The sequence below is a fragment of the Mucilaginibacter aquariorum genome (genome assembly GCF_024498135.1).
GTDB lineage: Bacteria > Bacteroidota > Bacteroidia > Sphingobacteriales > Sphingobacteriaceae > Mucilaginibacter > Mucilaginibacter aquariorum.
Genome location: NZ_JANHOH010000001.1, coordinates 1,351,273 through 1,377,736, shown reverse-complemented (window position 1 = coordinate 1,377,736; position 26,464 = coordinate 1,351,273). Strand labels below are relative to the sequence as shown.

24 protein-coding genes are annotated in these 26,464 nt (G+C 42.1%); 16 read left to right on the top strand and 8 right to left on the bottom strand.

Annotated elements, in window-relative coordinates; genetic code table 11:
- Positions 1 to 8 precede the first annotated feature (8 nt).
- The 3 genes from NPE20_RS05990 to NPE20_RS05980 all read left to right on the top strand — a co-directional run bounded on the left by NPE20_RS05990 (position 9) and on the right by NPE20_RS05980 (position 5,707).
- Positions 9 to 2,189, top strand: coding sequence for a type 1 glutamine amidotransferase family protein (locus NPE20_RS05990; protein WP_256537701.1), 2,181 nt, complete (start codon positions 9 to 11; stop codon positions 2,187 to 2,189).
- 105 nt (positions 2,190 to 2,294) lie between these two features.
- Positions 2,295 to 4,571 (top strand): GH92 family glycosyl hydrolase, encoded by a 2,277-nt coding sequence (locus NPE20_RS05985; protein WP_256537700.1) that lies wholly within the window; start codon positions 2,295 to 2,297, stop codon positions 4,569 to 4,571.
- A 14-nt stretch (positions 4,572 to 4,585) separates the two neighbouring features.
- Complete coding sequence (locus NPE20_RS05980; protein ID WP_256537699.1) at positions 4,586 to 5,707, top strand: glycoside hydrolase family 76 protein; 1,122 nt, start codon at positions 4,586 to 4,588, stop codon at positions 5,705 to 5,707.
- A gap of 56 nt (positions 5,708 to 5,763) precedes the next feature.
- On the opposite strand, the gene NPE20_RS05975 is transcribed toward NPE20_RS05980, so the two are convergent.
- Complete coding sequence (locus tag NPE20_RS05975) at positions 5,764 to 5,967, bottom strand: KTSC domain-containing protein (protein WP_256537698.1); 204 nt, start codon at positions 5,965 to 5,967, stop codon at positions 5,764 to 5,766.
- Positions 5,968 to 6,049: 82 nt separating this feature from the next.
- Positions 6,050 to 7,729, bottom strand: coding sequence for a Na+/H+ antiporter (locus NPE20_RS05970; RefSeq protein ID WP_354003219.1), 1,680 nt, complete (start codon positions 7,727 to 7,729; stop codon positions 6,050 to 6,052).
- Positions 7,730 to 7,775: 46 nt separating this feature from the next.
- Here NPE20_RS05970 and NPE20_RS05965 point away from each other — a divergent pair, with 46 nt between their 5' ends.
- Both NPE20_RS05965 and NPE20_RS05960 read left to right on the top strand, forming a co-directional pair.
- A complete protein-coding gene (locus NPE20_RS05965; RefSeq protein WP_256537697.1) occupies positions 7,776 to 8,630 on the top strand; it encodes a helix-turn-helix domain-containing protein in 855 nt (284 codons plus the stop codon).
- Positions 8,631 to 8,693: 63 nt separating this feature from the next.
- Positions 8,694 to 9,344 carry an HD domain-containing protein gene (locus NPE20_RS05960; protein WP_256537696.1) on the top strand — a complete coding sequence of 217 codons (651 nt, stop codon included), beginning with the start codon at positions 8,694 to 8,696 and terminating at the stop codon, positions 9,342 to 9,344.
- A 49-nt stretch (positions 9,345 to 9,393) separates the two neighbouring features.
- Here NPE20_RS05960 and NPE20_RS05955 read toward each other — a convergent pair whose 3' ends face one another.
- Complete coding sequence (locus tag NPE20_RS05955) at positions 9,394 to 10,314, bottom strand: heme-binding protein (protein WP_256537695.1); 921 nt, start codon at positions 10,312 to 10,314, stop codon at positions 9,394 to 9,396.
- Between the two features lie 189 nt (positions 10,315 to 10,503).
- Here NPE20_RS05955 and NPE20_RS05950 point away from each other — a divergent pair, with 189 nt between their 5' ends.
- Positions 10,504 to 11,556, top strand: coding sequence for a UDP-glucose--hexose-1-phosphate uridylyltransferase (locus NPE20_RS05950; protein WP_256537694.1), 1,053 nt, complete (start codon positions 10,504 to 10,506; stop codon positions 11,554 to 11,556).
- 382 nt (positions 11,557 to 11,938) lie between these two features.
- On the opposite strand, the gene NPE20_RS05945 is transcribed toward NPE20_RS05950, so the two are convergent.
- Positions 11,939 to 15,601 (bottom strand): CheR family methyltransferase, encoded by a 3,663-nt coding sequence (locus NPE20_RS05945; RefSeq protein WP_256537693.1) that lies wholly within the window; start codon positions 15,599 to 15,601, stop codon positions 11,939 to 11,941.
- A gap of 192 nt (positions 15,602 to 15,793) precedes the next feature.
- On the opposite strand from NPE20_RS05945, the gene NPE20_RS05940 reads away from it, so the two are divergent.
- A complete protein-coding gene (locus tag NPE20_RS05940; protein WP_256537692.1) occupies positions 15,794 to 15,982 on the top strand; it encodes a DUF2188 domain-containing protein in 189 nt (62 codons plus the stop codon).
- Here NPE20_RS05940 and NPE20_RS05935 read toward each other — a convergent pair whose 3' ends face one another.
- The 3 genes from NPE20_RS05935 to NPE20_RS05925 are packed head-to-tail and all read right to left on the bottom strand — an operon-like array spanning position 15,983 to position 18,100.
- Positions 15,983 to 16,963, bottom strand: a complete 981-nt coding sequence (locus NPE20_RS05935; protein WP_256537691.1) for an SDR family oxidoreductase — start codon at positions 16,961 to 16,963, stop codon at positions 15,983 to 15,985.
- 50 nt (positions 16,964 to 17,013) lie between these two features.
- Positions 17,014 to 17,805: an NIPSNAP family protein gene (locus NPE20_RS05930; RefSeq protein ID WP_256537690.1), complete on the bottom strand. Its 792-nt coding sequence runs from the start codon at positions 17,803 to 17,805 to the stop codon at positions 17,014 to 17,016.
- A 37-nt stretch (positions 17,806 to 17,842) separates the two neighbouring features.
- Positions 17,843 to 18,100 (bottom strand): hypothetical protein, encoded by a 258-nt coding sequence (locus NPE20_RS05925; protein WP_256537689.1) that lies wholly within the window; start codon positions 18,098 to 18,100, stop codon positions 17,843 to 17,845.
- Between the two features lie 180 nt (positions 18,101 to 18,280).
- On the opposite strand from NPE20_RS05925, the gene fabF reads away from it, so the two are divergent.
- The 7 genes from fabF (at position 18,281) to NPE20_RS05890 (ending at position 23,460) form a co-directional block, all read left to right on the top strand.
- On the top strand, positions 18,281 to 19,519 hold the full coding sequence (fabF, locus tag NPE20_RS05920) for a beta-ketoacyl-ACP synthase II (protein ID WP_256537688.1): 1,239 nt from the start codon (positions 18,281 to 18,283) through the stop codon (positions 19,517 to 19,519).
- A 45-nt stretch (positions 19,520 to 19,564) separates the two neighbouring features.
- Positions 19,565 to 20,146 carry a Crp/Fnr family transcriptional regulator gene (locus tag NPE20_RS05915; RefSeq protein ID WP_256537687.1) on the top strand — a complete coding sequence of 194 codons (582 nt, stop codon included), beginning with the start codon at positions 19,565 to 19,567 and terminating at the stop codon, positions 20,144 to 20,146.
- A 160-nt stretch (positions 20,147 to 20,306) separates the two neighbouring features.
- Positions 20,307 to 21,161, top strand: coding sequence for a pirin family protein (locus tag NPE20_RS05910; protein WP_256537686.1), 855 nt, complete (start codon positions 20,307 to 20,309; stop codon positions 21,159 to 21,161).
- A gap of 34 nt (positions 21,162 to 21,195) precedes the next feature.
- Positions 21,196 to 22,131, top strand: coding sequence for a ring-cleaving dioxygenase (locus NPE20_RS05905; protein ID WP_256537685.1), 936 nt, complete (start codon positions 21,196 to 21,198; stop codon positions 22,129 to 22,131).
- A gap of 3 nt (positions 22,132 to 22,134) precedes the next feature.
- Complete coding sequence (locus tag NPE20_RS05900; RefSeq protein ID WP_256537684.1) at positions 22,135 to 22,758, top strand: alpha/beta hydrolase; 624 nt, start codon at positions 22,135 to 22,137, stop codon at positions 22,756 to 22,758.
- 61 nt (positions 22,759 to 22,819) lie between these two features.
- The gene (locus tag NPE20_RS05895; RefSeq protein ID WP_256537683.1) at positions 22,820 to 23,104 is read left to right on the top strand and encodes a GNAT family N-acetyltransferase; all 285 of its coding nucleotides are present in this window, start codon (positions 22,820 to 22,822) and stop codon (positions 23,102 to 23,104) included.
- 2 nt (positions 23,105 to 23,106) lie between these two features.
- A complete protein-coding gene (locus NPE20_RS05890; RefSeq protein ID WP_256537682.1) occupies positions 23,107 to 23,460 on the top strand; it encodes a cupin domain-containing protein in 354 nt (117 codons plus the stop codon).
- Here the strand turns inward: NPE20_RS05890 and NPE20_RS05885 are convergent.
- The gene (locus tag NPE20_RS05885; RefSeq protein WP_256537681.1) at positions 23,457 to 24,599 is read right to left on the bottom strand and encodes a putative sensor domain DACNV-containing protein; all 1,143 of its coding nucleotides are present in this window, start codon (positions 24,597 to 24,599) and stop codon (positions 23,457 to 23,459) included. The genes NPE20_RS05890 and NPE20_RS05885 overlap by 4 nt on opposite strands.
- 234 nt (positions 24,600 to 24,833) lie before the next feature.
- On the opposite strand from NPE20_RS05885, the gene NPE20_RS05880 reads away from it, so the two are divergent.
- Complete coding sequence (locus NPE20_RS05880) at positions 24,834 to 25,667, top strand: MBL fold metallo-hydrolase (RefSeq protein WP_256537680.1); 834 nt, start codon at positions 24,834 to 24,836, stop codon at positions 25,665 to 25,667.
- Positions 25,668 to 25,671: 4 nt separating this feature from the next.
- Entirely contained in the window at positions 25,672 to 26,358 is a 687-nt protein-coding gene (locus NPE20_RS05875; RefSeq protein ID WP_256537679.1) for a pseudouridine synthase, read from the top strand.
- The last annotated feature ends 106 nt before the right edge of the window (positions 26,359 to 26,464 follow it).

The following is a 26,464-nucleotide window of genomic DNA, read 5'->3' as shown; positions in this document are numbered from 1 at the left end:
TAGTCTCTATGAAAAAACTTTTATCCTCTTGTTGCTTAATTGCACTTTCTATTAGTGTAAATGCGCAAACAACCAAGCCGGTCCCTCTAAAAGAAAAAACTGCTTTTCAAACCAGCAGCCCATGGATGCCAGAAATTGATGTGCGATCTGATATTGCCATCGTTTACGGTGTTAACGATCGTAAAGGGATGACCTTTGAACAGCGTGTACAATCATGGCGAGACCATGGCTACCAAACAAATTTTATGACAGGTATAGCCTGGGGCGATTACAAAGACTACTTTTTAGGTAAGTGGGATGGCATTAATCACCTTGGCGTGGGCCAGGTAACACAAAAAGGCGATACCATATTCCATGGTAAAGATATGCCCTATGTTGTGCCGGTTAAATCATTTATCGAATACATGAAAACCGCTGTTATAAAACGGGTGATAGATGTAGGGATAACTAACATTTTTTTAGAAGAACCCGAGTTTTGGGCAAGAGCAGGTTATAGCGCGCCATTTAAAGAAGAATGGCAAAAATACTACGGCTTCCCATGGAAACCACAGCATGAGTCGGCCGAGAACACCTACCTGTCGAGCAAACTCAAATACCACCTGTACTACGAGGCTATTAAAGAAGTTTCGAGCTACGCTAAAGCATATGGCAAAAGTAAAGGCAAAAGCATTAAAGTGTTCATTGCCACACACTCGCTTGTTAACTATTCGTCATGGCAAATTGTTAGTCCCGAAGCCAGCCTTGCATCATTGCCCGGGATAGACGGTTATATAGCCCAGGTATGGACAGGCACTTCCCGCGAGCCAACATATTTTGACGGGCAGAAAAAGGAAAGAGTGTTTGAAAATGCCTTTCTGGAGTATGGCTCAATGGTATCAATGACCGCGCCAACCAAACGCAAAATGTTTTTCCTGACAGACCCTATTGAGGATTGGCCACGAGACTGGAGCGATTATAAAAAGAATTACCAGGCCACTTTCACCGCCAAACTTTTGTATCCAATGGTTGCCGATTATGAAGTAATGCCATGGCCGGAGCGGATCTATACCCACCCATACAAAGTGGCCAACAGTAACGAGAAGGTGCTTATACCACAATACTATTCAACCCAAATGCAAATTATGGTAAATGCATTGAACAGTATGCCGGCATCAACCAATAAAGTAACAGGTGTTAACGGCGTAGGCGTGTTAATGAGTAATTCATTAATGTTTCAGCGGTTCCCTACACATAACGGGTTCGAAGATCCTCAGTTCTCTAACTTCTACGGGCAAACATTGCCTTTGTTAAAGCGTGGTGTACCGGTGCAAACTGTTCATATGGAAAACCTGTCATATGCTGCTTCGTTAAAAAATATTAAGGTATTGGTAGTGAGTTATTCTAATATGAAACCGGTTTCGCCTGCTGTGCACGCTTCGTTAACGGCTTGGGTTAAACAAGGCGGTGTTTTAATTTATTGCGGTAGGGATGATGACCCATACCAATCAGTAATGGAGTGGTGGAACACCAAAGGAAATAAATTTACAGCCCCTTCACAGCATCTGTTTAAATCGCTCAACATCAACCCATCGGCAGATAAACAGAAATATAATGTTGGCAAAGGAACGGTTTATGTGATTAGGCAAAACCCCAAAGAGTTTGTATTAGAAGCGAATGCTGATACTAAGTTTATTGACATGGTAAAACAGGGTTACGAAAGCGATGCTAAAGCCGGTAAGCTGGTGTTTAAAAACAGCCTTTATCTGGAGCGTGGGCCTTATGATGTTGTTTCGGTAATGGATGAAAACGCCGATAGCAAACCTTACACTATTAAAGGCCCAGTAATTGATCTTTTTGATCCGCAATTACCAGTACTCGCCAAAAAAACGATCAACCCGGGCGAGCAGGCTTTATTATACAATGTAAACCGGGTAGCCAACAAAGCCAAACCACAGGTTTTGGCTGGTGCCGCGCGGGTTTATAACGAAAAAGTACAAGGGGCAAGCTATTCATTTGTAGCAAAAAGCCCTATTAAAACATTAAATAGTATGCGCGTTTTGCTGCCTGCCAAACCTAAGGTAACTAAAGTTACCGATAGCAATGGGCAGGAAATAACCGATGCTAAAACATCATGGGACGCGTCTTCAAATACATTATATCTGGGTTTTGCAAATAGCCCCGACGGAATTAAAGTTAGTTTAAGTTGGTAAACTATTGGGGTTGGTTTAAGAAGGCTATTGCTACCATACACGGGTATCCGTGTATGTGTAGTATAGCTGATATCTCAGCTGCTGTTACTCATCACCTATTTTTAAATGAAAAAAATATTTTTAATTGCCCTCTCTCTTTTACCAATAGTTGCTTCGGCACAAATTGACAAGTCAAATCTGGCCGATCTGGTAAACCCTCTGATGGGTGCCGATTCAAAGCCGTTACTTTCAAACGGAAATACATACCCGGCAATAGCATTGCCATGGGGCATGAACTTTTGGACACCGCAAACCGGTAAAATGGGTAGCGGCTGGCAGTATACCTATAATGCCGATAAGATAGTTGGCTTTAAACAAACTCATCAGCCATCACCATGGATGAATGACTATGGGCAATTTTCTATCTTCCCAGAAACAGGAAAAATAAAGGTTGATGAAACCGATCGCGCCAGCTGGTTTTCGCATAAGGCCGAAATAGCCAAACCTTATTATTACAGCGTTTATTTGGCTGATTATGATATTACAACAGAAATAACGCCAACCGAACGGGCAGCAAGCTTTAAGTTTACTTTCCCAAAAAGTGATAGCTCGCATATTGTAATTGATGCTTTTGATAAAGGATCATACATAAAGATCATCCCGGGCGAAAATAAAATAGTAGGTTATAGCACCCGTAACAGTGGCGCGGTCCCTGCCAATTTTAAAAATTACTTTGTTATCTACATTGATAAAGCGTTTAAAAATGCATCAACATGGCACAACAAAGATCTTGAAGACGGCAAGCTGGAATACACCGGCGACCATGCAGGTGCGGTAGTCAGCTTTAAAACAACAAAGGGCGAAGCGGTAAACTTGCGCGTAGCATCGTCATTTATAAGTATTGAACAGGCAGAGCTTAACCTAAAACGAGAGTTGGGTAAAGAAAGCTTTGCAAACACAAAACAAAAGGCTAAAGCCATCTGGAATAACACCTTAAACCGCCTTACTGTAAATGGTGGTTCGATAGATCAAACCCGCACATTTTACTCGTGCCTTTACCGCATGCTTTTCTTTCCCAATAAACTATATGAGTTGGATGCTAAGAATCAGATAGTACATTATAGTCCATATAACGGCAAGATTTTACCGGGCTACATGTTTGCAGGCACGGGCTTTTGGGATACCTTCAGGGCATTATATCCTTTCCTGAACCTGGTATATCCATCTATAAACAAAGAGATGCAGGCGGGGTTAGTGAACGATTATAAAGAAGGTGGCTGGCTACCTGAATGGAGCAGCCCGGGTTATGCCGATGTTATGGTGGGTAATAACTCCGCATCGGTTGTTGCCGAGGCTTACCTTAAGGGAGGGCGCGGCTATGATATTCAAACCCTTTACCAGGCCTTGTTACACGGGGCCAACAATACCGGCCCTAATGCAACCGGCAGGCGGGGAGTAGATTATTATAATACATTAGGCTATGTACCTTATGATGTTAAAATAAACGAGAACGCTGCCCGCACGCTTGAATATGCCTATGACGATTTTGCGATATACAAACTGGGTAAAGCTTTAGGTCGCCCCGCAGCAGAAACAGATGTTTATAGAAAACGTAGCCTGAATTATAAAAACCTATTCGATCCTTTCACAGGTTTAATGCGCGGCAAAAATAAGGATGGCCAGTTCCAATCGCCTTTTAATCCCTTTAAATGGGGTGATGCGTTTACCGAGGGTAACAGCTGGCATTATACCTGGAGTGTATTTCATGATGTGCAAGGGCTAATTGACCTGATGGGTGGCAAACAAAAGTTCGTTACCAAACTGGACTCTGTGTTTATGCTTCCGCCGGTATTTGATGATAGTTACTACAGGAGCGTTATCCACGAGATAAGAGAGATGCAAATTGCGGGAATGGGCCAGTATGCACATGGCAACCAGCCAATACAACACATGACCTACCTATACAATTACGCAGGCCAGCCCTGGAAAACGCAGCAACATGTACGCGATGTAATAGATAAAATGTACAAACCCACACCCGATGGTTATTGCGGTGATGAAGATAACGGGCAAACATCTGCCTGGTATGTATTTTCATCAATGGGCTTTTATCCGGTAACACCAGCCAGCGACCAGTATGTATTAGGTGCCCCACTGTTTAAAAACGTAACAGTTAAACTGGAGAACGGCAAAACCATCAGCATTAATGCAGCTAATAACAGTTCACAAAATAAGTATGTAACCAGCTTAAATGTTAATGGCAAACCTTATACTTTCAATTGGTTAAGTCATTCAGCATTATTAAAAGGTGCTACGCTCAACTTTAATATGTCGGCACAACCCAATAAGTTAAAAGGGACTAAACCGGCCGACGCCCCTTATTCATTATCTAACGAAAAGTAATTATACATCTAACTATGAAAAAAATATCTTATATCCTGTTAACAAGCTTGTTTATTACTGTAGCAAGCTGCAGTAAAGGCAAAGAAGGGGCGGCGCCTATCGAAAAACCGGGTAAACCCGAAACAAACAATAATTTCACATCTGCTGACGCAACAACTGCATACACAGCGTTCAATAAATACTTTTACAATTCATCAGCCAAACTATATTACAATACTACCCGGCAAGATGGTTTAGCTGCTATATGGACACAAGCTATATACTGGGATATGGCCATGAACGTTTATGAACGCACTAAGGACCCGGCGCAATTAACAAGGGTTAATGATATTTATCAGGGTGGTTTTAATCAATATGATGGATATAACTGGGACAATACCACTACCTGGTTTATTTATGATGATATGATGTGGTGGGTTATAGCGCTTGCCCGTGCAAATCAAATAACCGGGAAGCCTGAGTACTTGCAAAAGGCTATTTCAGGGTTTAACCGGGTGTGGAACGGATCGTATGATAGTGTAAATGGCGGTATGTTTTGGGATTTTAAACACAGCGGTAAAAATGCATGCATAAATTATCCAACGGTTATCGCGGCCATGCGTCTTTATAAAATAACCGGTGATGCAAGTTACCTTGATAAAGCAAAATCAATTTATGGCTGGGCAAAGGCCAATTTGTTTGATACAACCAATGGCCGGATAGCCGATCATAAAATAGGTAATAACCCGCCGGGATATGAAGATTATACTTACAACCAAGGTACTGCTATAGGTGCAGCTGTAATGTTATATAAAGAAACAAAAGACGTTGCCTATCTCAATGATGCCAAGTTAGCTGCCGATTATACAAAAAACAAGATGAGTACCAACAGTATCCTACCGGCCGAAGGAGATTTTAACGAACAGGGTGTTTTAAAGGCAATATTTGCGCAATACATTATGCAGCTAATAAATGATGGTGGGCAAAGCCAGTATTTAGATTGGGTGCAAACAAATATTAATACCGGGTGGAAGAATAGGGACACCGAAAGGAACCTTACATTCAGAAATTACAATATTCATTGCCCAACCGGCGATATACAATCTTACGAGGCAAGCAGCCTAGTTACATTCATGCAGCTATGCCCTCCAAAATAATTAAGGGGGTTAACTTTTACTTTTGGGCGGTAAAGAAGATGCGGTAATTATAATAGCTACGTAGGTGTTACATCAACAAATGGGTATTTCCCTTTAATGTTCTTGTTTAGGAAAATGCCTTTGGCCATAGTAGCCCGCATCTCTTTATACACCTTTTCCGGTACCTGCAGGTAGTTATAAACCTTGCCAGACCGATAGCGCACAGTGAGCGTTTCCGTATCAGCATCATAATCATAAGCGGCAATAACTGCAGAGGGCATAGGCTTTTTACATTTTCCTGTTAGTAACACATTGGTCGGTCAATTGTTTATTATAATGATCGCGGTTACCCGCATGATGCTTTTACAAGCCAAAGTATTGTCTTAATTTTTCCTCTTCAAGATCAATAAGTTCCAATTGATGCCTTATAAGGTCTTCGCTGATATTTTCCTTTTTATTGAGTGTTTGTAATAATTCACGTTGTTGCTGCATAAGATCGGCCATAATGGTACGGTATTCTTTATAAAAAGCTTCATTCCGGTCATTGCAATCTTCTGTTTCCCAGTTTTTCAGCAGTTCCACATCGGTATTATATCTCAGGCTTAATGATCTGAGTATGCCATTACCATCCATTTCTTTGGCGTATTTGTCATTAAGGATACTTAGAGAAAGGTGAGAAAGTTTTTTCCTGATCAATTGCCTTTGTTTTGGTAGAGGAATATCGTTATCGCGGTCGGCCATGTTTAGCCATTTAACCAATAACGGTAAGGTTAATCCCTGCAGTACCAGCGTTACAATGATGACTGAAAAGGTAATGAACAGTATTAGGTTTCTATTTGGAAAAGCCTGGCCAGAAGATAATGTAAGCGGAATACTAAGCGCTGCCGCCAGTGACACCACTCCGCGCATCCCCACCCATCCAAGAAGCGTTGGCCCTTTCCAACCCGGCCGGTTATCAGCAACTGTGATATATCGGCTTATAAATACGGTGAAAACAGTGGCCCCATAAGTGCTTGCAAAACGGGTTACTATCAATACTCCTGTAATTATCAAACTGTAGGTAATAGCAGGCTTTAAACCATCGGGCCCAAGGCCCTTAATAATAACCGGAAATTCCAATCCTATCAGTATAAAAACAAAACCATTCAGCACAAATGCTACTGCTTCCCAAACGTTAACTCCCTGCAGGCGGCTACGATACGTGAGGAATTTATGTCGCCTAACAGAAAGGAACAGCCCGCCACTAACAACGGCCAATACGCCCGAAAAGTGAAATTCTTCGGCTACCATATACATGGCGTAGGGCGTAATAAACGTAAGAATGATATCAATATTTGTGGTTGTTGGCAGCCAGCGGTGTATAGTATAAAATACCAGGGCCATAGCAATACCTATGGCAATACCCATAATAATAACCAACACAAAATTTACCGCAGCATGGCTGAAAATGAAACTACCGGTAGCAACAGCCGCAAGTGCAAAACGAAATACCACCAAACTGGATGCATCGTTCAACAGGCTTTCACCCTCAACAATAGTTACTAATCTTTTGGGTACTTTAATATGCTTTAATATAGCGCTGGCCGAAACTGCATCAGGGGGCGAGATGATGCCTCCTAATAAAAAACCTGTAGCCCATGTAAAGCCGGGGAAAATTGCCTGCGAAACAAAAGCGATAACGCAGGAAGTAAGAATAACAATTGGAAATGCAAAACTGGAGATAACCCTGCGCCATTTCCAAAAATCTTTCCATGACGTATTCCATGCGGCCTCATATAATAATGGCGGTAAAAATATCACAAAAATAAGTTCGGGATTTATTTCGATACCCCTTAAGGCCGGCACAAAACCCAATGGCAAACCAACCAGTAGTAATAAAATAGGATAAGCTATTTTAATTTTTTCGGCTATCATCACAACTAATAAAATGATGCCGAGGAGGCAGGTTAACTGAACTATAAGGTAGTGCATAAACGAAAATACAATAATTACAAGCAAATTAAATAGGTTAGGCGCAATGGATGTTGGGTTTTTAGATGCCAAATTAGGTATTTAGTGTAAATTGCATTTTTAATTTACTGGTAAGTTTATGTTATCGTCAATATCCAAAGCGGTTTTCGAGAAAGAATTGAAAGATTCCTTTTCTGTGGATTATCTGGATAAGAAATTTGAATCTGTAGCCTGCCGGTTAATTTATCACCGCATGATTCTTGTTCAGTTTGGAAAAGGAAATTTACTGGTAGATGATCTGAGTTTCCCTATATCAGATAACCAATTGCTTCTGATCGCTAAAGGGCAGATCTATCAATTTCAAACAGGAACGTATATTACTGGGTATGAAATTTCGTTTGGAGATTGTTTTTGGGAAAGGGCACCGGCAAGCGCGAGTAATTGCAAAGCGGTATTATTTAACAATGCTTCTGTAAACCAGCAATTACCTTTAAATGGTGAAGATTACAAAGAGCTTAGTTTGCTTTTTGGAATGTTATACACGGAATATCTTAAGACAGACTTCAGCAATAAATTAGATGCACTTGCTGCCTACCTTAAAATAATAATGATAAAGGTGGCAAATGTTAATGCATCCCTTGCCAGGGGATATGATAGTTTTGAAAATCAGCTATACGGGCAGTTTTTAGAACTTATAAGTCAGCAATATAAAAAGTCGCACGAGGTTGCAGACTATGCACGCCAGTTAGGTATTTCGGCGCGTAAATTAACAGAGCTATCTAAAAGATGTAGCGGGCATGGTGCCAAAGAACTGATCAATGGCCAGCTGATTGCAGAAGCTAAAAGAGCATTACAATTTTCTTCGCAACCGGTAAAAGAGATTGCTTTTATGCTCAACTTTTCCACGCCCGAGCAATTCAGTCATTTCTTTAAAAAGAATTCGCAGGTATCACCCCAGGATTTTCGCACCCAATTTGTAAATATTGGCATGTGATTAACCTGTTTTAACATTCCATCGGTCGCCTTGCGAACCTACTTTTGATAAAAAAACAATCAAATGTCTGTTAGCAAATTAAAATCGGTAGCCGGGATAGTTATCCCCGATAGTACCATAGCCAGCCAGGCCACGGAGCTTTTACTGGAACATGGAACGGAATTTATTTATAATCACTCGTTAAGGGTATTTCTGTTCTCATCACTCAATGGCAAACGCAATAACATGGTATACGACCCTGAGTTATTGTATGTAAGCTCTATATTTCACGACCTTGGATTAACGCCAAAGTACAGTAGTCCCGATAAACGTTTTGAAGTGGATGGCGCAAATGCCGCCCGGGATTTTCTGAAAAGCCATGGCATAGCCCAGGAATCGATAAGGTTGGTGTGGGATACTATTGCCCTGCATACTACCATTGGCATTGCCGAACATAAAGAGGCCGAAGTGGCTCTAATGTACAGCGGGGTAGGGCTTGATGTTATGGGCGAGGGTTATGAAAACCTTAGCGAGGAAAATCGCGAAGAGATCATAGCTGCCTTTCCAAGAAATGATTTTAAGAATAAGATCATCCCCACATTCTTCTCGGGCTTTGAGCATAAAACAGAAACTACCTTTGGTAATATTAAAGCAGATGTATGTGCATTTATGATCCCCAATTTTCATCGCAAAAACTTTTGTGATTGTATTTTACATTCCCCATGGAGTGAGTAGAAAAAAAGCGACGGGAGATAATCCCGTCGCTTTTTGTATGGTTAGCAAATTAGTTTTGCTTACGCAAGGTGTTTACATTAATGTGCGGCCACATAATGGTGCCGGGCAGTCCGCTAAATTTCGGAATAAAATTCAGATCGGCCTGTTGTGAGTACTGCAATTGTTTAAACTTAGTGCCATCAGCCAGCGTAACATCCTCTATCCAATAGGTTGATACAAAACGCGTTGGGTCAACGGTTTGCTGTACAAAAGGGATGTTTACTATAGCGCCGCCTTTAACAAGTGTATCAACAGTAATGGTAGTTACATTTCCAATATTTTGGCCTTCAATAGCACTACGCAGAGCAGCATTTGGGTCTCTGGTATCAAATTGTGCCGGAGGGAATGCGGTATGGGTGTATTGATCCAGATAACCCCTAAGTGGCGGTGTGCCAAAGTCAATAGGGTGCCCCTCTACTGGCGGGATAACCGGTGTCCCGGTAGATGTTACCGCATCGCCTAAAGCTACAACAACATCGCCATGCGGAATACTTGCCTGGCGGGCAATTGTATAAAAATGTTCGGGTGTTACCACTTCAAAAAGGTCATCTCTTCTATCTGGCTGTTTTTGTACATCGGCCATGTATAACCACATGCCATTTTCCAGGTGCAGAACACCTTCGGTAGCATTATCGGTGATAGTAAGGTCATACATTAATCCGGTTATAAACTGCATGTCTTCGCCGCCACGGTTAGGTACAGGTGCACCAATAGGGGTAAAGGTTATTGTTTCCGAGTAATTTTGTATGAGCAGTTTAAAGCTTTTGATCTCACCTAAATTTGATGGTACTGCTATCATATTCCACCCCTTGTTGCCACGCCAGGTGCCAACAAGGCCGGCAAGGGGGCCAAGTTTATCGGCTATTTCTTGTTGGGAGCCGCTAAGTCGTACAAAACCCTTGGGCAGGGCCTGCGAATTGTCTGTCATCATTGTGATAAGTATTAAGGTTGTTTTAGTAGCCTAAGCTACAATTAATGAAGCATATAAATTAAAGCTATTTATACCCTTTTTTATGGTTGACATCAGCTAAAACATAAATAAATTCATGATTAGTAATTGATCTATTTTTTGTGTGGCTACTTTTATTTACCGATACTTGGTGGCAATATGAATTTTATTATGGAAGACACCTTTAAACTAAGCGAACATCCGCATAAACGATACAATATTTTAACCGGAGAGTGGGTATTGGTAGCGCCCCATCGCACAAAAAGGCCATGGCAAGGTAAAGTTGAAGCCGAAGCCGCTAATAACCGACCTGAGTATGATCCAGCCTGTTATTTATGCCCCGGTAATAAACGGTCTGATGGAAGCCAGAACCCTGCATATACAAAGAGCTATAGTTTTATTAACGATTTTTCATCGTTGCTACAGGATACACCTGTTGGCAAAACGGATATTGGCGGGTTGCTAAAAGCCGAAAGCCAAAGTGGGATATGTAAAGTGATCAGCTTTTCGCCAAGGCATGACCTTACATTACCCGAATTAAGCCTGGAAGAATTAGCGGGTGTAATTGATATATGGATAGCAGAATACCGGGAACTTTCTCAGCATTCATTTATCAAATACATACAAATATTTGAAAATAAGGGTGATATAATGGGATGCAGCAATCCGCATCCGCATGGGCAGATCTGGGCGCAAAGCAGTGTACCGGTTGAAGTAGAGAAGGAAACGCTTAAACAAAAAGAACATTACCTTAAAAATAGATCGGGTTTATTGGCCGACTACCTGAAGATCGAATTGGAGCAGCGGGAACGTATTGTTTTTGAAAATAATGATTTTGTTGCTCTGGTGCCTTTTTGGGCAATATGGCCTTATGAAACTATGCTGATAAGTAAAAGACATGTTAAAGATGTAACAGAGTTTACCAATCACGAAAAAGCATCACTTGCCGAAGCACTTAAAAAGCTGACTACACTTTATGATAATCTTTTTAAAACGTCTTTCCCTTACTCGGCAGGGATGCACCAGGCACCGGTAAACGATGGTGAGCACCCGGAATGGCACTGGCATATGCACTTTTATCCGCCTTTGTTACGATCTGCAACAGTAAAAAAATTCATGGTGGGATATGAGCTTTTAGCTAACGCTCAGCGCGATATTACCCCCGAGTTTGCTGCAGCGCAATTAAGGCAGCAGTCAGATATACATTACAAAACACAGGCCTAATTAACAGGAGGATTTTAAACCGGCCCTAAGCCGGCTTAAAATCCTTACTAATATTACCCCTTAAAACTACTATTTCGCTTACCGTTAAAACACGCGACCTTAGTGTTTATAGCAGCGATGATGTAGCTGTCTGTGTTCACAAAATCAAACGATAAGCAAAAAGTATTGGTTATAGCCAATACGTAGTAACAACGCAACTCATACCATACCCATACCATCAGCCTTGCAGGCGCAGGTTGGAAAACGTTTTTAGTAATGCAACCATGGCTTTAAACCGCCAGTTGTATTTGCAACCCTATCAGCATATGTTGTTAACGTAGTAAGTTTTGGTTTAATTTATATTTGGTTAGCCTCCTAAACAATGTTTACAGGGCTTTTTGCTTTATGATAAAGGGAGTGTGAACCAAAAGCTACTTCCTTTATTAATTTCGCTATCTACCCCAATTTGTCCGTCGAGTTTTTTGATGATCTCGGCACAAATGTACAAGCCTAAGCCCAGGCCTGAATACTGGGTGCCGCTTTTATCAACGCGGTAATACCTATCAAATAAATGAGGTATCATATCTGGCGCAATACCCGGTCCTTTATCATTAACTGATACCTTTACCATTTTATCTGCCTTTTCGATATTGATAAGGATCTCTTTTGATTGCGGAGCATATTTGATAGCATTGTTTACAAAATTGACCAGTATTTGTTCAATTCTACCGGCATCGGCAAACACTTCCAATGTTTTATTACCCACAGTTTTTATATTAAATATTCCGGCCGCCCGCACGTCATGGCAACACCCTTCAATAACATCATCAATTACAAAATGGGTTTTGTGTAAATGAAGTTGGCCCTGGTTTAGCTTGCTTACATTCAGCAGGTCTTCTACAAGGCTGTTTACCTTTTTCATGCTTTTGTTGGCAACAGCTATTAATTTGGATAGCATTACCGATGTAGGGTTATCCTTCAACTTATCTAATAATTGCAATGATGCTTTTAAGCTGGTTATGGGTGTTTTTAATTCATGGCTGGCAATGCTCATAAAATCGTCTTTCTGTTTTAACAACTCTATGGTTGCCTCGTCCAGCATTTTTTGTACGGTAATATCCAGCGAAGTACCCACAAATCGATAGGCAAGGCCATCGGTGTCAAAATATGCTTTGCCCTTAAATTTTAGCCATTTAAATTTTTTTCCTGAAGTTTCTGCCGTGCGAAATTCCTCATCATATTCTCCATCCTCATGGCCTGCTAAAGCCTGTTTAAGTGCCTTATCTACCTTTTTGCGGTCTTCGGTATGTATCAGGTCAATAAAACGGTTATAGGTAATAGAATCATTTAATGAAAGATTAAACATTTCTTTACAGCGATGGTCCCAAATCAGTTCGCCGGTTAACGAGTTATAATCCCAGGTACCCAGGCCGGCGGCATCAACAGCAAGCTTTAAACGCTCCTTACTTTCCTTAAATAGTTTTTCTACTTCGGCCAAACCCTCTTCAACCTTACGCTTATCGGTAATGTCTTCAATAGCCAGTAGTATCAGTTGGTCGCCGTTTATCTTTTCAAGTTGACGTGCATTCAGGCACATTACTTTGCGGCCAATGGTAGGGAATACGTGTGTTACCTGGTAATCGCTTACCACCTTTTTTTCGGGTAATATCATTTCAAGCATTTCCCTTAGCGCAGGTATATCCCATTGCAGGTTGCCTAAATCGTAAATATATCGGCCCTCTGTTTCTTTCTCGGTTACCTTAAATTTGGTGTAAAAGCCATTAGTAGCACGTTTTACACGCAAGTCTTTATCCAATATAATAAGTGGGTCGCCAATGGTATTAATGATGCCTTCGGTATAAGTACGGGCATTGTTTAATTCCTCATTACGATCAGTTAGCTCGTTATTTACAATATTTATTTCTTCGTTTGTGCTTTGCAGTTCTTCCCTGGAGGTTTCCAGTTCCTCGTTAATAGTTTGCATTTCTTCACTGCCAGATAATAATTCCTGATTGGCGCTTTGCAACTCTTCATAAACAGCTTCCTGCTCATCAGTTACCGCACGCATATCTGCGCGGGTTTGCATCAGTTCGCTTTCCAGTTGTTCTATTCTCAAATGGCTTAAATGGTTACCGGCTTGTTCTGTTGTCTCAGTGCCGGATATATGGATAGCGTGTGTAAGATCTTCCTTAAATAGAACAAGATAATGCTGGTTTTCTGTACTCGGTAATGGGGCAACGTCCATATTTACATATGCCTGTTCGTTTCCCAATTTAAACAATACACTGCTTTTACTAACTGCCGTGTTTGTTTTTTTAGCCTGTTGCAACAAGTTTCTAAGCTCAAAAGCCAAACCTTCACGTGCCATTTTTAACAGATTCAGGCTTGCCTTACCACTTGGTAATGCTAACCAGGTATCCGTTTTGCCACGAAATTGTATAATATCAAATTCATCGTTTATCAACACGCCCGATGGTGAATATTTTGCAAGTATAATATCATCAGCAGTTTTAAAAACATCCTGTTTGCCGCTTTCGTTGCGCGTGTTTACATCAATGTCTTTAAAACTTTGCTCGCTGCCCCGGCTTGTTACGGGCATAAAGCGCCCACTTGCACCCTTTTTTTGAAATAGTTTTTCCTGGTGATTATATGCGGCAAATAACTCGGGATTGTTATTTATGCTTTCTGATTTACCAAGCATCAAATAACCCTGATCGTTTAACGCATAGTGAAAGGTAGTAAGTGCCTTTTTTTGCAAAACAGGTTCGAGATATATAAGTACATTACGGCAGCTAACCAGGTCCATTTTTGAAAAGGGCGGATCTTTAAGCAGGTTGTGATGCGCAAATACACACATATCACGTATCTCTTTATTTACCCGGTAGTTGCTGTTTTGCTTTGTGAAAAACTGCTGCAAACGTAAGGGGGATAATCCATCAAGGTCGGTTGGGCGGTATACGCCTACACGCGCCTTTTTTATGGCAGTTTCAGAAATATCACTGGCAAACACTTGTATTTTTATGGCCGATGCTTTATCGCCCATAAGCTCCTGCAGGCAAATAGCCATAGAGTAAGCTTCCTCGCCTGTTGCGCAGCCGGCTACCCAAATCCTTAACGACCCATTATCTGCTTTCTGTTTTAGCAGGTCGGGGAAAATCGTTGTGCAGAGCAATTCAAAGCTTTCAGGGTCGCGGAAAAAATTGGTAACCGATATCAGCATATCATTATATAAAGCGTCCTGCTCACTTTTATTTTCGCTTGTATAAGACAGGTAATGCTCTGGCTTATCAATATTATTAAGCGCCATGCGCCTTATTATACGGCGCTTTAAAGTGCTTTTTTTATAGTACGTAAAATCGACACCACGGCGGGTAAGTAATACCTTAAGCAGATGCTTAAAAACATCCTCGTCTTTTTGCGCGGTTTTATCCAATAATTCTGTTTGCTGGTTATTAAGATTAAAGGGATAGTTTATCGCGATAATATGTTCCGCAATTTTTTCTGGGGAGAGTACAAAATCTACCGTGCCTGTGTTTATAGCGTTGGTAGGCATATCATCAAAAGCCGCCGAAACTTTATCTTGTGCAAAGGTGATACCACCATAAGCCTTTATGGCTTGTAGCCCAAGTGTACCATCATCTAACAAACCCGATAGTACAACACCAATGGCATAACCCTGATGCACTGCGGCAAGAGAGGAAAAAAACAGATCGATTATTTTAACTCTGTGATGCTTTTCATCTAAGGGAGCCAGTTTAAGTACCCCATCTGTTGCGGTAACTATTTTATTGTTGGGGATGATGTACAGGTTATCTGGCTCCAGGTGTATATTATCTGTAATTTGATGAACAGGGATATTGGCCAGCTTTTTAAGGATGCCGGGCAACAAGCTTTCATGTGTTGGGCTTAAATGTTGCACAAATACATAAGCTATACCCGATTTTGCCGGTACTGCATGCAAAAACTGTTTTACAGCATTTAACCCCCCTGCAGATGCTCCTATGCCAACTACCGGAAATTGATTAGAGGAAATAGGTTCATCGGATGTCCCTTTTATTTTAGTCATCGTATCGGCGTAATATTATAATTAGGGGTATTAGGGTATTATGACTACAATAATTATTGTAGAAAAACAGATAAGTCAGTTAGCAACAGATTAAAGGTAATGTTAATTAAATTAAGAATATTAAATATTAATTAGCCCTATAGCTTTTGCAAACCACATATCGACATAAATGTTATCCTTAAAACTAATATTATGCCCTGGAGTAATGGAGATTACCCGCCATCGTACAAAAACCTGCCAAAACCTATTAGGGAAAAGGCGGTAGAAATAGCTAACGCCTTGCTTATTGATAAGCATATGGACGAGGGCGCGGCCATTGCTATTGGTGTAAAAAACGCAAAGGAATGGTATCGCAAGCAACAAAAAGATGATCGGAAATAACTATCTTTTCAATAAGGTAAGCCAAACCCCAGTTACTAAACCTACTGCCAGTGCCGCTGCTATGTATTTACGGTGCGCCCTTGGTTTGCCCGCTAAACCGAAGCCGCCGTACGGGCTCATGCCATAATTTACGGTATTGAATAAGTTGCCGCTTGTAGGTGCAATGGGCGACGCCATTTTTAAATATTTGCGCATAACAGCACCTGTTAACCTGGTAGTAAGCCCCGGGAATAGTGCATATGTTAGTTTTAAAATTAGTGATGCGCTACCCACAAATGTACCCGACCTGGGGTTGTTAGCTACTTTAACCATAGCCTGGGCAAGCCTTTTAGGATCATAAACAGGAGGGGCGGGTTTTAGTTGTTTACCTGTATAGTTGCCTGAATGGCTAATGCCCGGCGTATCTAAAAATGCCGGGAACATGTCGCAGATATAAATTTCGGGCCAGTTTGTTAACTCGCCTTTTAAAGCCGCGGAGAAACCCGTTATGCCAAACTTACTGGCCGAATACCCGGCTCCGTACGGAACAGGCAAAAAGCCGCCGATAGAAATATTATTGATGAGAATACCATGTTTTTGCGTTTTAAAAAAAGGCAATACGGCGTGTGCGCCGTTCATGTAACCCAACAAGTTAATTTTAATAACCTGTTCATGCACCTCTATTGGTGTTACATCAAAATCGCCGGCTGCAAGCACACCTGCATTATTTATCCAGATGTCAATTTTATTATGCCAGTCGTTTGCGGTATTGGCCAGGTTAATAACCGCCTTTGCGTCGGTAACATCGGTAACAACAGTAAGTACATCAGCACCCAGTTCGCGGCATTCTGCAGCTACTTCTTCAAGCGCCGCTTCGTTCCTGGCAGCTAGTACAAGGTTGGTGTGATATTGTGCAAATTCTATCGCGGCAGCGTAGCCCGCACCGCTTGATGCACCTGTAATAACTATGGTTTTCCCGGTTAATCTAATCTCTTTCATCATACAGTTATTTGTATAATAACTGTATTAATGAATAAGTGTTTTCGGCAGGCTTATATTCCCGAATAAGAAGTAGGCACCAACATGGTAGATGTTATTTTGGATACCAGCAACGCATCGGCATATTCAGGCACTGCGCTTATCTTTTTCCATTCCGGGTCATCAACAAAAGCTTTCCAGTGGGCGGCTTTGTCTTCCATATCCTTAAAGGTAACCATGTAGGTTAGGTTTGGCCTGTCGTTACCAAAAATTGTTTCGCCAAAAAATACCGGATTAAAACCCAGGCGCTTAAAAATATCTATCTCGCCTTTATCATTAAACATCTCAATTTTCTTTTTTCCGGCGGCTTCGGTAGCGCTTTTATATTGACGGAGCTCGAAGATGCGCTGTTCGCGCGGTGGAAGTTGTTTCATTCGCATATGCATAAAAGCCCTCAATAAAGAAGTATCCATGCGCTCAAATGCAGGGTCGGAAGCAGGGGCATTCAGGAAAGCGGCACCGTTTGCCCAATATTCTTTATCAGTTTCCAGCCTAAAGTTTAAGACCTCATAATTTACATAAGTGTTGTAGGGCACCAGCACATATAGCTTGGTTTGCCCAACGGGGTTAAGCTCGGTGAACACGCCTACAGGTTCGTAAATTTGCTTTTTGATCATAGGCACATAAACATCCCGGAAGAAATCTTCGGTAATTTTTTGCTGCCGCTCGTCTTTAAAGGTATAAACCCTTAAATCATAGTGTTCAACATACGGCGGTTTATCGGGTTGGGCCATGGCAATTGTGGGGGCTACAGCAGCAGCGGCGCCACTTATTAATGATCCTTTTACAAATGAGCGTCTTTTCATTATTTAGAAATTGGTTAGGCTAATATATGGATTTATCCTATTCAAAATTTTCGTCGTCTTCATCCTCTTCTTCGGGCACATAATTGGTAATGGCCTGGCCAATGGCATCTACCTCGGCATCATTATCAAACATTGGGGTTTCGGTTTCGGCGTTAAGTTTTAACCAAACGTTATCGGTGTCTTTTTCTATTTTACCAAACTCGGCGCCTGCTTTAAATATGGTGTAAACGTTATTTTCTTCGGGGAAAACAGAATAAACTATTCCACTCACTAATATGTCAAATGGGTCTTGCATGTTGTTGTAGATGATTAATAAAGGGCGCAATTTACCAATTTACCATTACAGCTTTTAATACTTGAAGAAAGTTTACGCGGCTATTGCTTTTTTAAGCGCATACTTATTTACCTTTGCGCCCATTATTGCAGCGGTTTTAAGTATTAAAACTTTTGGCCTGTTTTTAGCAGTATCATTAGCATGAAGAGAGTTGTTATTACAGGCCTGGGTGTTATATCGCCGGCCGGGAACGATATTAATAGTTTTTGGACAAACATTGTAGCAGGCCGCAGTAACGCCGCCAATATTACCCGTTTTAATGCAGAACACTTCAAAACGCATTTTGCCGCCGAGATAAAAGGCTTTAACCCGGCCGATCATCTTGATCGTAATGACATTAAACGCGGCGACTTGTACAGTCAATACGCTTTGGTAGCTGCTAAAGAAGCTATTGAAGATTCGGGCTTTGAAGTGGATAAAATGTCGCCATTTGATATAGGCGTTATATTGGGCTCGGCACAGGGTGGTATGGAAACCTTTGAACAACAAGTAAGAGAGTATGCTGCCAATGGGTTTATGCCTCACTTTAATCCGTTTTTTATTCCTAAAACGCTGGTAAACATGGCCTCGGGCCTTGTTTCTATCAAATATGGTTTTATGGGGATAAACTTTTCTGCCGTTTCTGCCTGCGCTTCGGCAAATACTGCTATTATGGATGCGCTCAACTACATCCGTTGGGGTAAAGCAAAAATTATTGTAACCGGTGGTGCCGATGCGCCTATCAGCGAAGCTTCCATAGGTGGTTATAACGCTTTAAAGGCATTATCAACCCGTAACGACTCGCCTGAAACTGCTTCGCGCCCGTTTGATGTGGAGCGTGATGGCTTTTTGATGGGCGAGGGTGCAGGTGTTTTAGTATTTGAAGAGTACGAGCATGCTGTTGCACGCGGCGCTAAAATTTACGCCGAAGTTGCCGGTGCAGCTATGACCTCTGATGCATACCATATTACCGCTACTCATCCCGAAGGTAAGGGTGCTATACAGGGAATGAAATTTGCTTTGCATGATGCAGGCCTTAATGCCGACGAGGTGAATTACGTGAATGCTCATGCCACCTCAACATCTGTAGGTGATTTGAGCGAGGCCAGGGCAATAAATGCTGTATTTGGCGATAACGATAACCTTTCGGTAAGTGCTACCAAATCAATGACGGGGCACTTACTAGGCGCTGCAGGTGCTATAGAATCTATCATTGCTGTAAAAGCAATTACGGATGGTATTATCCCCCCAACAATTAACACGCATACTATTGACCCGGAAGTGCCTGCAAGGCTGCACATTGTTATAAAAGAGGCTATCAATAAAAAGGTTAATGTGGCTTTAAGCAACACTTTTGGTTTTGGTGGCCATAATGGTATCGCACTGTTTAAAAAGGTGTAATTGCTTACAGGTTCTTTTTAATATACTTGTATTTTATTTATACCAATGGATAATAGCCTTTTGCTTAGCAGTATTGCCAAATACGTTACTCTTGATGAGCAGGAGGAGCAGTATCTGTTATCTTTATTGCATTATAAAAAGGCTAAGCGCAAGCAACTGGTATTAGAAGAGGGTGACATTAGTTCTAAAGTAATTTTTGTTACCGCCGGCTGCCTGCGCAGTTACGCGGTTGATAAAAATGGTACCGAACATGTGCTGCAGTTTGCCCCGCCCGGTTGGTGGATAGTTGATATGCGCAGCTATATAACCGGTGAGCCTGCGCGACTAAACATCGACGCCATTGACGACAGCGAATACATCTTCTTTAATAAAATCGATTTTGAGGAACTGAACCTCAAAGTGCCCAAATTTGAGCGCTTCAATCGCATCCTTGGGCAAAATGCTATTGCCACCTATCAACACAGACAAATAGATAACGCCATCTTCGCGGCAATGGAACGCTACGCCAATTTTTGCCAGTTGTATCCTTCCCTTATCAAAACCCTTCCACAAAAACAGGTGGCATCGTATATAGGTGTTACGCCGGAGTTTTTGAGCAAAATGCTGAATACGCAAATCGTTAAATAGTATTGCCAAACAATACAACAATCATACAATAAAGCAATTACAATTCATTCTTAATCTACATTAAGTTTTCTTCTTAATCTGCCATAAGTGTTGGCCTTAACCTATGTTATTGGGCTGGGCTGGCTTTGAAGGTATCTTTGTTATATCAAAATCGAAAGATATGAAAAAGAAGATCCAACACATCCTTGCAGGCAGGGAAAAGCAAATAACCAAAGAGGACACCGTTAGGCAACCATTGCCTCACATGGATTTTAGGTTTGCTAACCCGTTCATAGTTGTGCATCATATGGGGCCTAAGGACATTGCGCCAGGTCAGGAGTTGCGCATCCATCCACACCCACACCGTGGCTTTGCACCGGTTACCTTTCAGCTACAGGGCGAAGGATATCATAAAGATAGCGCAGGGCATAATGGTATCATTAAAGCAGGTGATGTACAATGGATGTTTGCAGGTAAAGGCGTACTGCACAGCGAAGGCCCAACAGCAGAGCTATTGAAAACCGGAGGCGTGCAGGAACTGATCCAGCTTTGGATAAACGTACCAAAGGCTAATAAATGGGATGAACCAACCTATCAATCAGCTACCAAAGCACAGCAACCAAATGTGTTACAGCAGGAGGGTGTAAACCTAAGATTGGCAAGCGGTAGTTACGATGGTAAAGCCGGTCCGATAAAAAGTTTAACGCCAGTTATATCTGTTGTTGGGGAAATAGCGCAAGGCAAACAGGTACAATTTATAGCAACCCCGGGATACTGGACATTGCTTTATATAGCTAAAGGCAGCGTAAATGTAAATCAGGAAACTGTTGGGCAATATAACTTAGTGGTTTTTGAAAAAGATAATGAAGAGATAATCCTGACCGCCGAAGAAGACGCCCAGATCCTGTTCTTAAGCGCCGAGCCTATTGACGAGCCGGTAGCTGCTAAAGACAACTTTGTAATGAATACCGCCGAAGAAATCAACCAGGCTATTGAAGACTATAAGAGCGGTTTATTCGGCACACTTGAATTTTAAACAAACAAAACTAGACATAAAACATACACAGATCATGGAAAATACAATAAACGGCATACATCACATCACAGCAATAGCCGGCAATGCAAAACGCAATCACGATTTTTATACAAAGGTATTGGGCCAAAGGATGGTTAAAAAAACCGTCAACTTTGACGACCCCGAAACATACCATTTATATTATGGTGATAAACAAGGTACACCCGGTACTATCCTAACTTTTTTCCCATGGGAAGGCATTACAGCTGGCAGGAGAGGTGCAAGGCAGGCAACCGAGATAGGTTATTCTGTGCCAGAAAACAGCTTTGATTTTTGGTTAAAGCATTTCGAGAAACACAACGTTACCTATAACAAGGTAGCCGAAAAATTTGGTGAGCAATATCTTACCTTTTTAGATCCTGATGGGTTGAAACTGGAACTGATAGCTTCAAAATCTGCAGATACCCGTTTACCATGGGAAACTGATGAGATCAAGACTGATAACGCTACCAAAGGTTTTCATAACATTACCATCACCACCAATAAAATGCAGCCAACTGCGGATATCCTTACCAATGTATTTGGTTATCGATTATTAGAACAGCATGTAAACCGTTTCCGGTTTATAACCGATGCGGTAGATAATGCGAACATAGTTGACCTGGTAGAAGTTGCAGGTGAGGTTGCCGGTCATGTAGCTGGTGGTTCGGTTCACCATGTGGCCTTTAGGGTTAAAAATGAGGAAGTGTTGATGCAATACCGTGATAAAATAGCTGCTTTAGGCTTAAATATCACAGATAAAATAGATCGTAACTATTTCTATTCCTTATACTTCCGCGAACCGGGAGGCGTATTGTTCGAAATAGCTACCGATAACCCCGGCTTTAGCGTTGATGAACCCGTTGAAGAATTAGGTACACATTTGAAATTGCCTGCACAACACGAAAGATTCCGCAGCGCTTTAGAAAAATCATTACCAAAATTAGACTAAGCAATGTACACACACAATAAACAGATAAGCATTGGCGGCGCAGCAGCCGCCAATGCAAAAGCTGCCCTGATCATGTTACATGGCAGGGGCGCTTCGGCAACAGACATTATGCGGCTTGCCGGCGAGTTTAATGCTAAAGATATGGCCATTTATGCACCACAAGCAACAAACAATAGCTGGTATCCATATAGCTTTTTAGCGCCTGTAGAACAAAACGAACCTGCTTTAAGCTCGGCCCTGGCATTGGTTGATGAAGTGGTAGCACAGGCAATTACAGATGGTTTTAGTACTGATAAGATCTACTTTATGGGTTTCTCTCAAGGCGCTTGTTTAACGCTGGAATATATAACCCGCAATGCTAAACAATATGGCGGCGCGGTAGCTTTTACCGGTGGATTGATAGGCGAAGAGCTGAAACTGAATAATTACAAAGGTGATTTTGCGAATACCCCGGTATTGATCACCACCGGCGACCCCGACCCACATGTGCCATTGAGCCGTGTAGAGGAAACTGTTGAGATACTAAAGAGCATGAATGCCAATGTTACCCTAAAAGTTTATAAAGGGCGTGCACATACCATTAGTTTTGACGAGATTGGTCTTGCTAATCAGCATGTGTTTATATGAAAAAGATAATTGACTACCTGTTGGCGTTTTGGACATCGCGCCAGTTTAAAAAAGTAAAAAAATGAACTACCCTGATATAGAACTGGTTAATAACGAAGCTATTCACAACTTTGAGTTGGTGGTTGATGGACACCGCGCTTTTATCGATTATAAAATAAAGGATGATAAGATCTACCTGATACATACTGATGTCCCCAAAGAATTAGAAGGCAAGGGTGTTGCCGCAGCAATAGTAGAAAAGGCATTAACATACATCGAACAAAAAGGCTTAAAGCTGGTGCCTTTATGTGTTTATGTTCAGTTCTTTTTAAAACGCCACCCTGAGTGGAACCGCCTGCTGGCTTAATTATGGAAACATTTAAAGTAACCCGGGTTTATGCAGATCAGGATGGCGAAAGCCGGTTCGATGAAGTCTTTTATCCTCTAACGGATGGCGGGCCAATAGGGCATCTGTCGGAAAAGGTAGAAGTTAAGGAATTGTTATTCAGAAAAGTGTCCCCAGGGTATAACGATCTGCATAATGCGCCGCAAAGGCAGTATGTTGTTTTACTTGATGGCGGCGTAGAGATAGAAACATCAACCGGCGAAAAAAGGGTATTTAACCCCGGCGAGATCTTGCTGATGGAAGATACCACCGGCAAAGGCCATCGAAGCAGCAACGTTCAGCAAAAAGAGCGCAGCTCCCTGTTCATTATTGTTTAAAGTAACAATACATCTATCCGGTGGGCGTGTACCATGTTTAACTCTACCGACCACGCAAATACCGTAAACTGGCCATCCTGCGAAGCCACTAAAGCAACTGAATCATGCTGGTCGCTCACAAACTGGGCGGCTGCCAAATGGCGGCTCCCACCACTTTGGGCAGGATGCATCCTCACTGCTTTACCACCTGCAACAGGTTCGGTCATGATGATCTGGCCAACCGGGACGCTGTGCGCTGAGCGCGCGGCCTTAGCACCAAAAGCAAGCAGATCGTATTTATCGGTTATAATGGTAGCACCGTCTACCGCGGTAAAGCCGCCAATCAGATCAATGGCCTCTAAAAGTGACTCCTTCCACTCCAGTTTTTTACGTTCCTGATCTGTAAGTTTCATCAACTCATCTATAGAGCCATAGGCAGGTATTACAGGGTATTTAACAGGCTGGACAATAGATTCCTTCCACTTGTTTGTCCCGGCAGGTACCATTAATACCAAGCCTCCGCGTTTGTGCAAACGCATAGATGCTGCCAGTTGCACCAGCACATTAAAAGACTCGCCCATATAAGAGGGCAGGGGCATGCTGGCAAGTGACTTTAATAATTGCGGGCAATCGGCTATACCCATAGTAGCTTCGTCCAATACTTTTATCTGGTCGCCCTGTAAAACGGCAACATTCACAAACTTACCAAAACCATCAACCCGTCGGTGTTTTATAACCAGCAGGCCCGGTTCTACCACTTCTAATACAAAACAAATGGCGGGTACACTGTGAGTAGTTCCCCAAATAAACAGGTCGTCACCCTCTGGCCAAACACCCAAGTGTATGCCCGGCTGTTCAACAGCAGGCGCCAGTTTGATCAAGTTTTGTGTAGTTAACCGTAGTTTCTCTCCAAAAATAAGTGGCTTATCCGATTGTGAAGGCTGTAATAACGCTAAAGAAATATTTGGAGAACGTCCTTCCTCGCGTCGCATGCTCGACCAAAATGCGATATCAATAACTGCCTCAATAATGTGGCTATCAGGTGCGGTAGCAACATTACTATCGGGAATATTTTGCGCAGCTAACTGATGCTTTTTAAAGTGGGCCTCAATTTCGGGCGCAACCATACGGGCCGGGAGGTAAGTGGGTTCAGATAGCATGGATACAAAAGTTTTTCAATACAATAATAGTTAATATCCTAAGCCTTTATGTTAATGTTATGTAAGTAAATATTGTTTGCACATTAGGTGATTAAGAAGTATGTCAGTCTGAGCCTGCCGAAGACTTGTACGGTTGTTAATGGTTCGACAAGCTCACCATGACAATTTCTTATGTTGAAAATTATGTGCGCTAAAACTTTTAGTATCTGTCTAAAATGTTTTACTTTGTAGGGTATGCCGGTGTTTATAGCGTCATTAAATTCGGGGAGTAATGGCAATTGCTATTACGTTGGTAACGAGCGGGAAGCAGTATTGGTTGATGCTGGCATATCCTGCCGTGAAACCGAAAAACGAATGGCCCGCCTTGGGCTTTCTATGCAAAAGGTAAAGGCCATTTTTATATCTCACGAACATTCCGACCACATTAGAGGATTAGCCGTACTGGCTAAAAAATACCGCCTGCCGGTTTATGTTACCGATGGTACGGTTCACCATTGCGGCGATGTGCCAAAAGAACTGTGCATCAGCTTAAGGTCATATGAGTCGGTTAAGATAGGCAACCTGGAAGTAATGCCCTTTCCTAAACACCACGACGCTGTTGAACCGCATAGCTTTATGATAAGCAATGGCGATACCCGTATAGGTGTATTTACAGATATTGGCGCGCCCTGCGAACATTTGATCCGCCACTTTGCGCAATGCCATGCCGCTTTCCTGGAAGCTAATTACGACGAGGATATGATGGAGCAGGGCAGGTACCCGTTCTTCCTGAAGAAGCGTATCCGCGGCGGTAAGGGCCACTTATCAAATAAGCAGGCCTTGGATATGTTTATTGAACATAAACCAAGTTACATGAGCCACGTTTTGCTGGCGCATTTATCAAAAGATAATAATTGCCCAGATCTGGCGCTGAAAATGTTTGCAGAACACGCTGGGGAAACGCATGTTACCGTTGCTTCACGATACGAGGAAAGCCAGGTTTATGTGATAGACCCGCTACCTGTTGCACCGGGCGAAAGTAATGTGCTTAATCAAATTACCGGGCAGTTTCAGTTTGCCATAAGCTGATCAGATGCTGGATATCCTTTACCAAGACGAAAATTTAATAGCCATTAACAAACCACACGGTTTGCTGGTGCACCGTTCATCAATTGCTGCCGATGCGGAGGAGTTTGCGCTGCAGTTACTGCGTGATCAGGTAGGCAAAAAGGTTAATCCAGCGCACCGTATTGATAGGAAGACAAGCGGCGTATTGCTCTTCGCCTTTGATAAGCCCACCGAAATTGCCATGCAGCAGGCCTTTATGGAAAACCGGGTAAAGAAGAAATATCTGGCTGTATTGCGCGGTTATACACCGGATTCTGAAGAAATAGATTATCCGCTTCGCAAGGAGAACGGTACTTTGCAGGATGCGCTAACGCGATATATTACCTTGCAAAGGGCTGAGTTAGACGTACCATTTGGGTTGCATCCCACCTCAAGATATTCGTTGGTGGAGGCTGCGCCAGAGACAGGGCGGATGCACCAGCTCCGTAAGCATTTCGCACACATATTTCATCCTATTATTGGCGACCGCACACACGGCTGCAACAAGCAGAATAAGTTTTTTAAAGAAACCTGGGAAATGGAAACCATGCTGCTGCATGCATCACAATTAACATTCATCCACCCTGTTACCAACCAGGAAATAAGCATACAGGCGCCATTGCACGACGAGTTTAAACGCGTGATGCATTTAATGGGCTGGGTGGATAAATAAAGGGATTAAATTAGATTTTTTGGCGTCAAATAAACGTCCTAAAACGCCCTTGAAACGACTTGAAAACGCCCTTATTATATACTATTCTTTCAACGGGTGACTTTTG

Bases quoted from the DNA above. Each gene is read 5' to 3' on its own strand.
- NPE20_RS05965 (WP_256537697.1), top strand. From the start codon at position 7,776: ATGTTATCGTCAATATCCAAAGCGGTTTTCGAGAAAGAATTGAAAGAT.
- NPE20_RS05990 (WP_256537701.1), top strand. From the start codon at position 9: ATGAAAAAACTTTTATCCTCTTGTTGCTTAATTGCACTTTCTATTAGT.
- NPE20_RS05900 (WP_256537684.1), top strand. From the start codon at position 22,135: ATGTACACACACAATAAACAGATAAGCATTGGCGGCGCAGCAGCCGCC.
- NPE20_RS05905 (WP_256537685.1), top strand. From the start codon at position 21,196: ATGGAAAATACAATAAACGGCATACATCACATCACAGCAATAGCCGGC.
- NPE20_RS05880 (WP_256537680.1), top strand. From the start codon at position 24,834: ATGCCGGTGTTTATAGCGTCATTAAATTCGGGGAGTAATGGCAATTGC.
- NPE20_RS05930 (WP_256537690.1), bottom strand. From the start codon at position 17,805: ATGAAAAGACGCTCATTTGTAAAAGGATCATTAATAAGTGGCGCCGCT.
- NPE20_RS05960 (WP_256537696.1), top strand. From the start codon at position 8,694: ATGTCTGTTAGCAAATTAAAATCGGTAGCCGGGATAGTTATCCCCGAT.
- NPE20_RS05875 (WP_256537679.1), top strand. From the start codon at position 25,672: ATGCTGGATATCCTTTACCAAGACGAAAATTTAATAGCCATTAACAAA.
- NPE20_RS05955 (WP_256537695.1), bottom strand. From the start codon at position 10,314: ATGATGACAGACAATTCGCAGGCCCTGCCCAAGGGTTTTGTACGACTT.
- NPE20_RS05940 (WP_256537692.1), top strand. From the start codon at position 15,794: ATGCCCTGGAGTAATGGAGATTACCCGCCATCGTACAAAAACCTGCCA.
- NPE20_RS05890 (WP_256537682.1), top strand. From the start codon at position 23,107: ATGGAAACATTTAAAGTAACCCGGGTTTATGCAGATCAGGATGGCGAA.
- fabF (WP_256537688.1), top strand. From the start codon at position 18,281: ATGAAGAGAGTTGTTATTACAGGCCTGGGTGTTATATCGCCGGCCGGG.
- NPE20_RS05985 (WP_256537700.1), top strand. From the start codon at position 2,295: ATGAAAAAAATATTTTTAATTGCCCTCTCTCTTTTACCAATAGTTGCT.
- NPE20_RS05910 (WP_256537686.1), top strand. From the start codon at position 20,307: ATGAAAAAGAAGATCCAACACATCCTTGCAGGCAGGGAAAAGCAAATA.
- NPE20_RS05915 (WP_256537687.1), top strand. From the start codon at position 19,565: ATGGATAATAGCCTTTTGCTTAGCAGTATTGCCAAATACGTTACTCTT.
- NPE20_RS05950 (WP_256537694.1), top strand. From the start codon at position 10,504: ATGGAAGACACCTTTAAACTAAGCGAACATCCGCATAAACGATACAAT.
- NPE20_RS05975 (WP_256537698.1), bottom strand. From the start codon at position 5,967: ATGCCCTCTGCAGTTATTGCCGCTTATGATTATGATGCTGATACGGAA.
- NPE20_RS05885 (WP_256537681.1), bottom strand. From the start codon at position 24,599: ATGCTATCTGAACCCACTTACCTCCCGGCCCGTATGGTTGCGCCCGAA.
- NPE20_RS05895 (WP_256537683.1), top strand. From the start codon at position 22,820: ATGAACTACCCTGATATAGAACTGGTTAATAACGAAGCTATTCACAAC.
- NPE20_RS05925 (WP_256537689.1), bottom strand. From the start codon at position 18,100: ATGCAAGACCCATTTGACATATTAGTGAGTGGAATAGTTTATTCTGTT.
- NPE20_RS05945 (WP_256537693.1), bottom strand. From the start codon at position 15,601: ATGACTAAAATAAAAGGGACATCCGATGAACCTATTTCCTCTAATCAA.
- NPE20_RS05980 (WP_256537699.1), top strand. From the start codon at position 4,586: ATGAAAAAAATATCTTATATCCTGTTAACAAGCTTGTTTATTACTGTA.
- NPE20_RS05935 (WP_256537691.1), bottom strand. From the start codon at position 16,963: ATGATGAAAGAGATTAGATTAACCGGGAAAACCATAGTTATTACAGGT.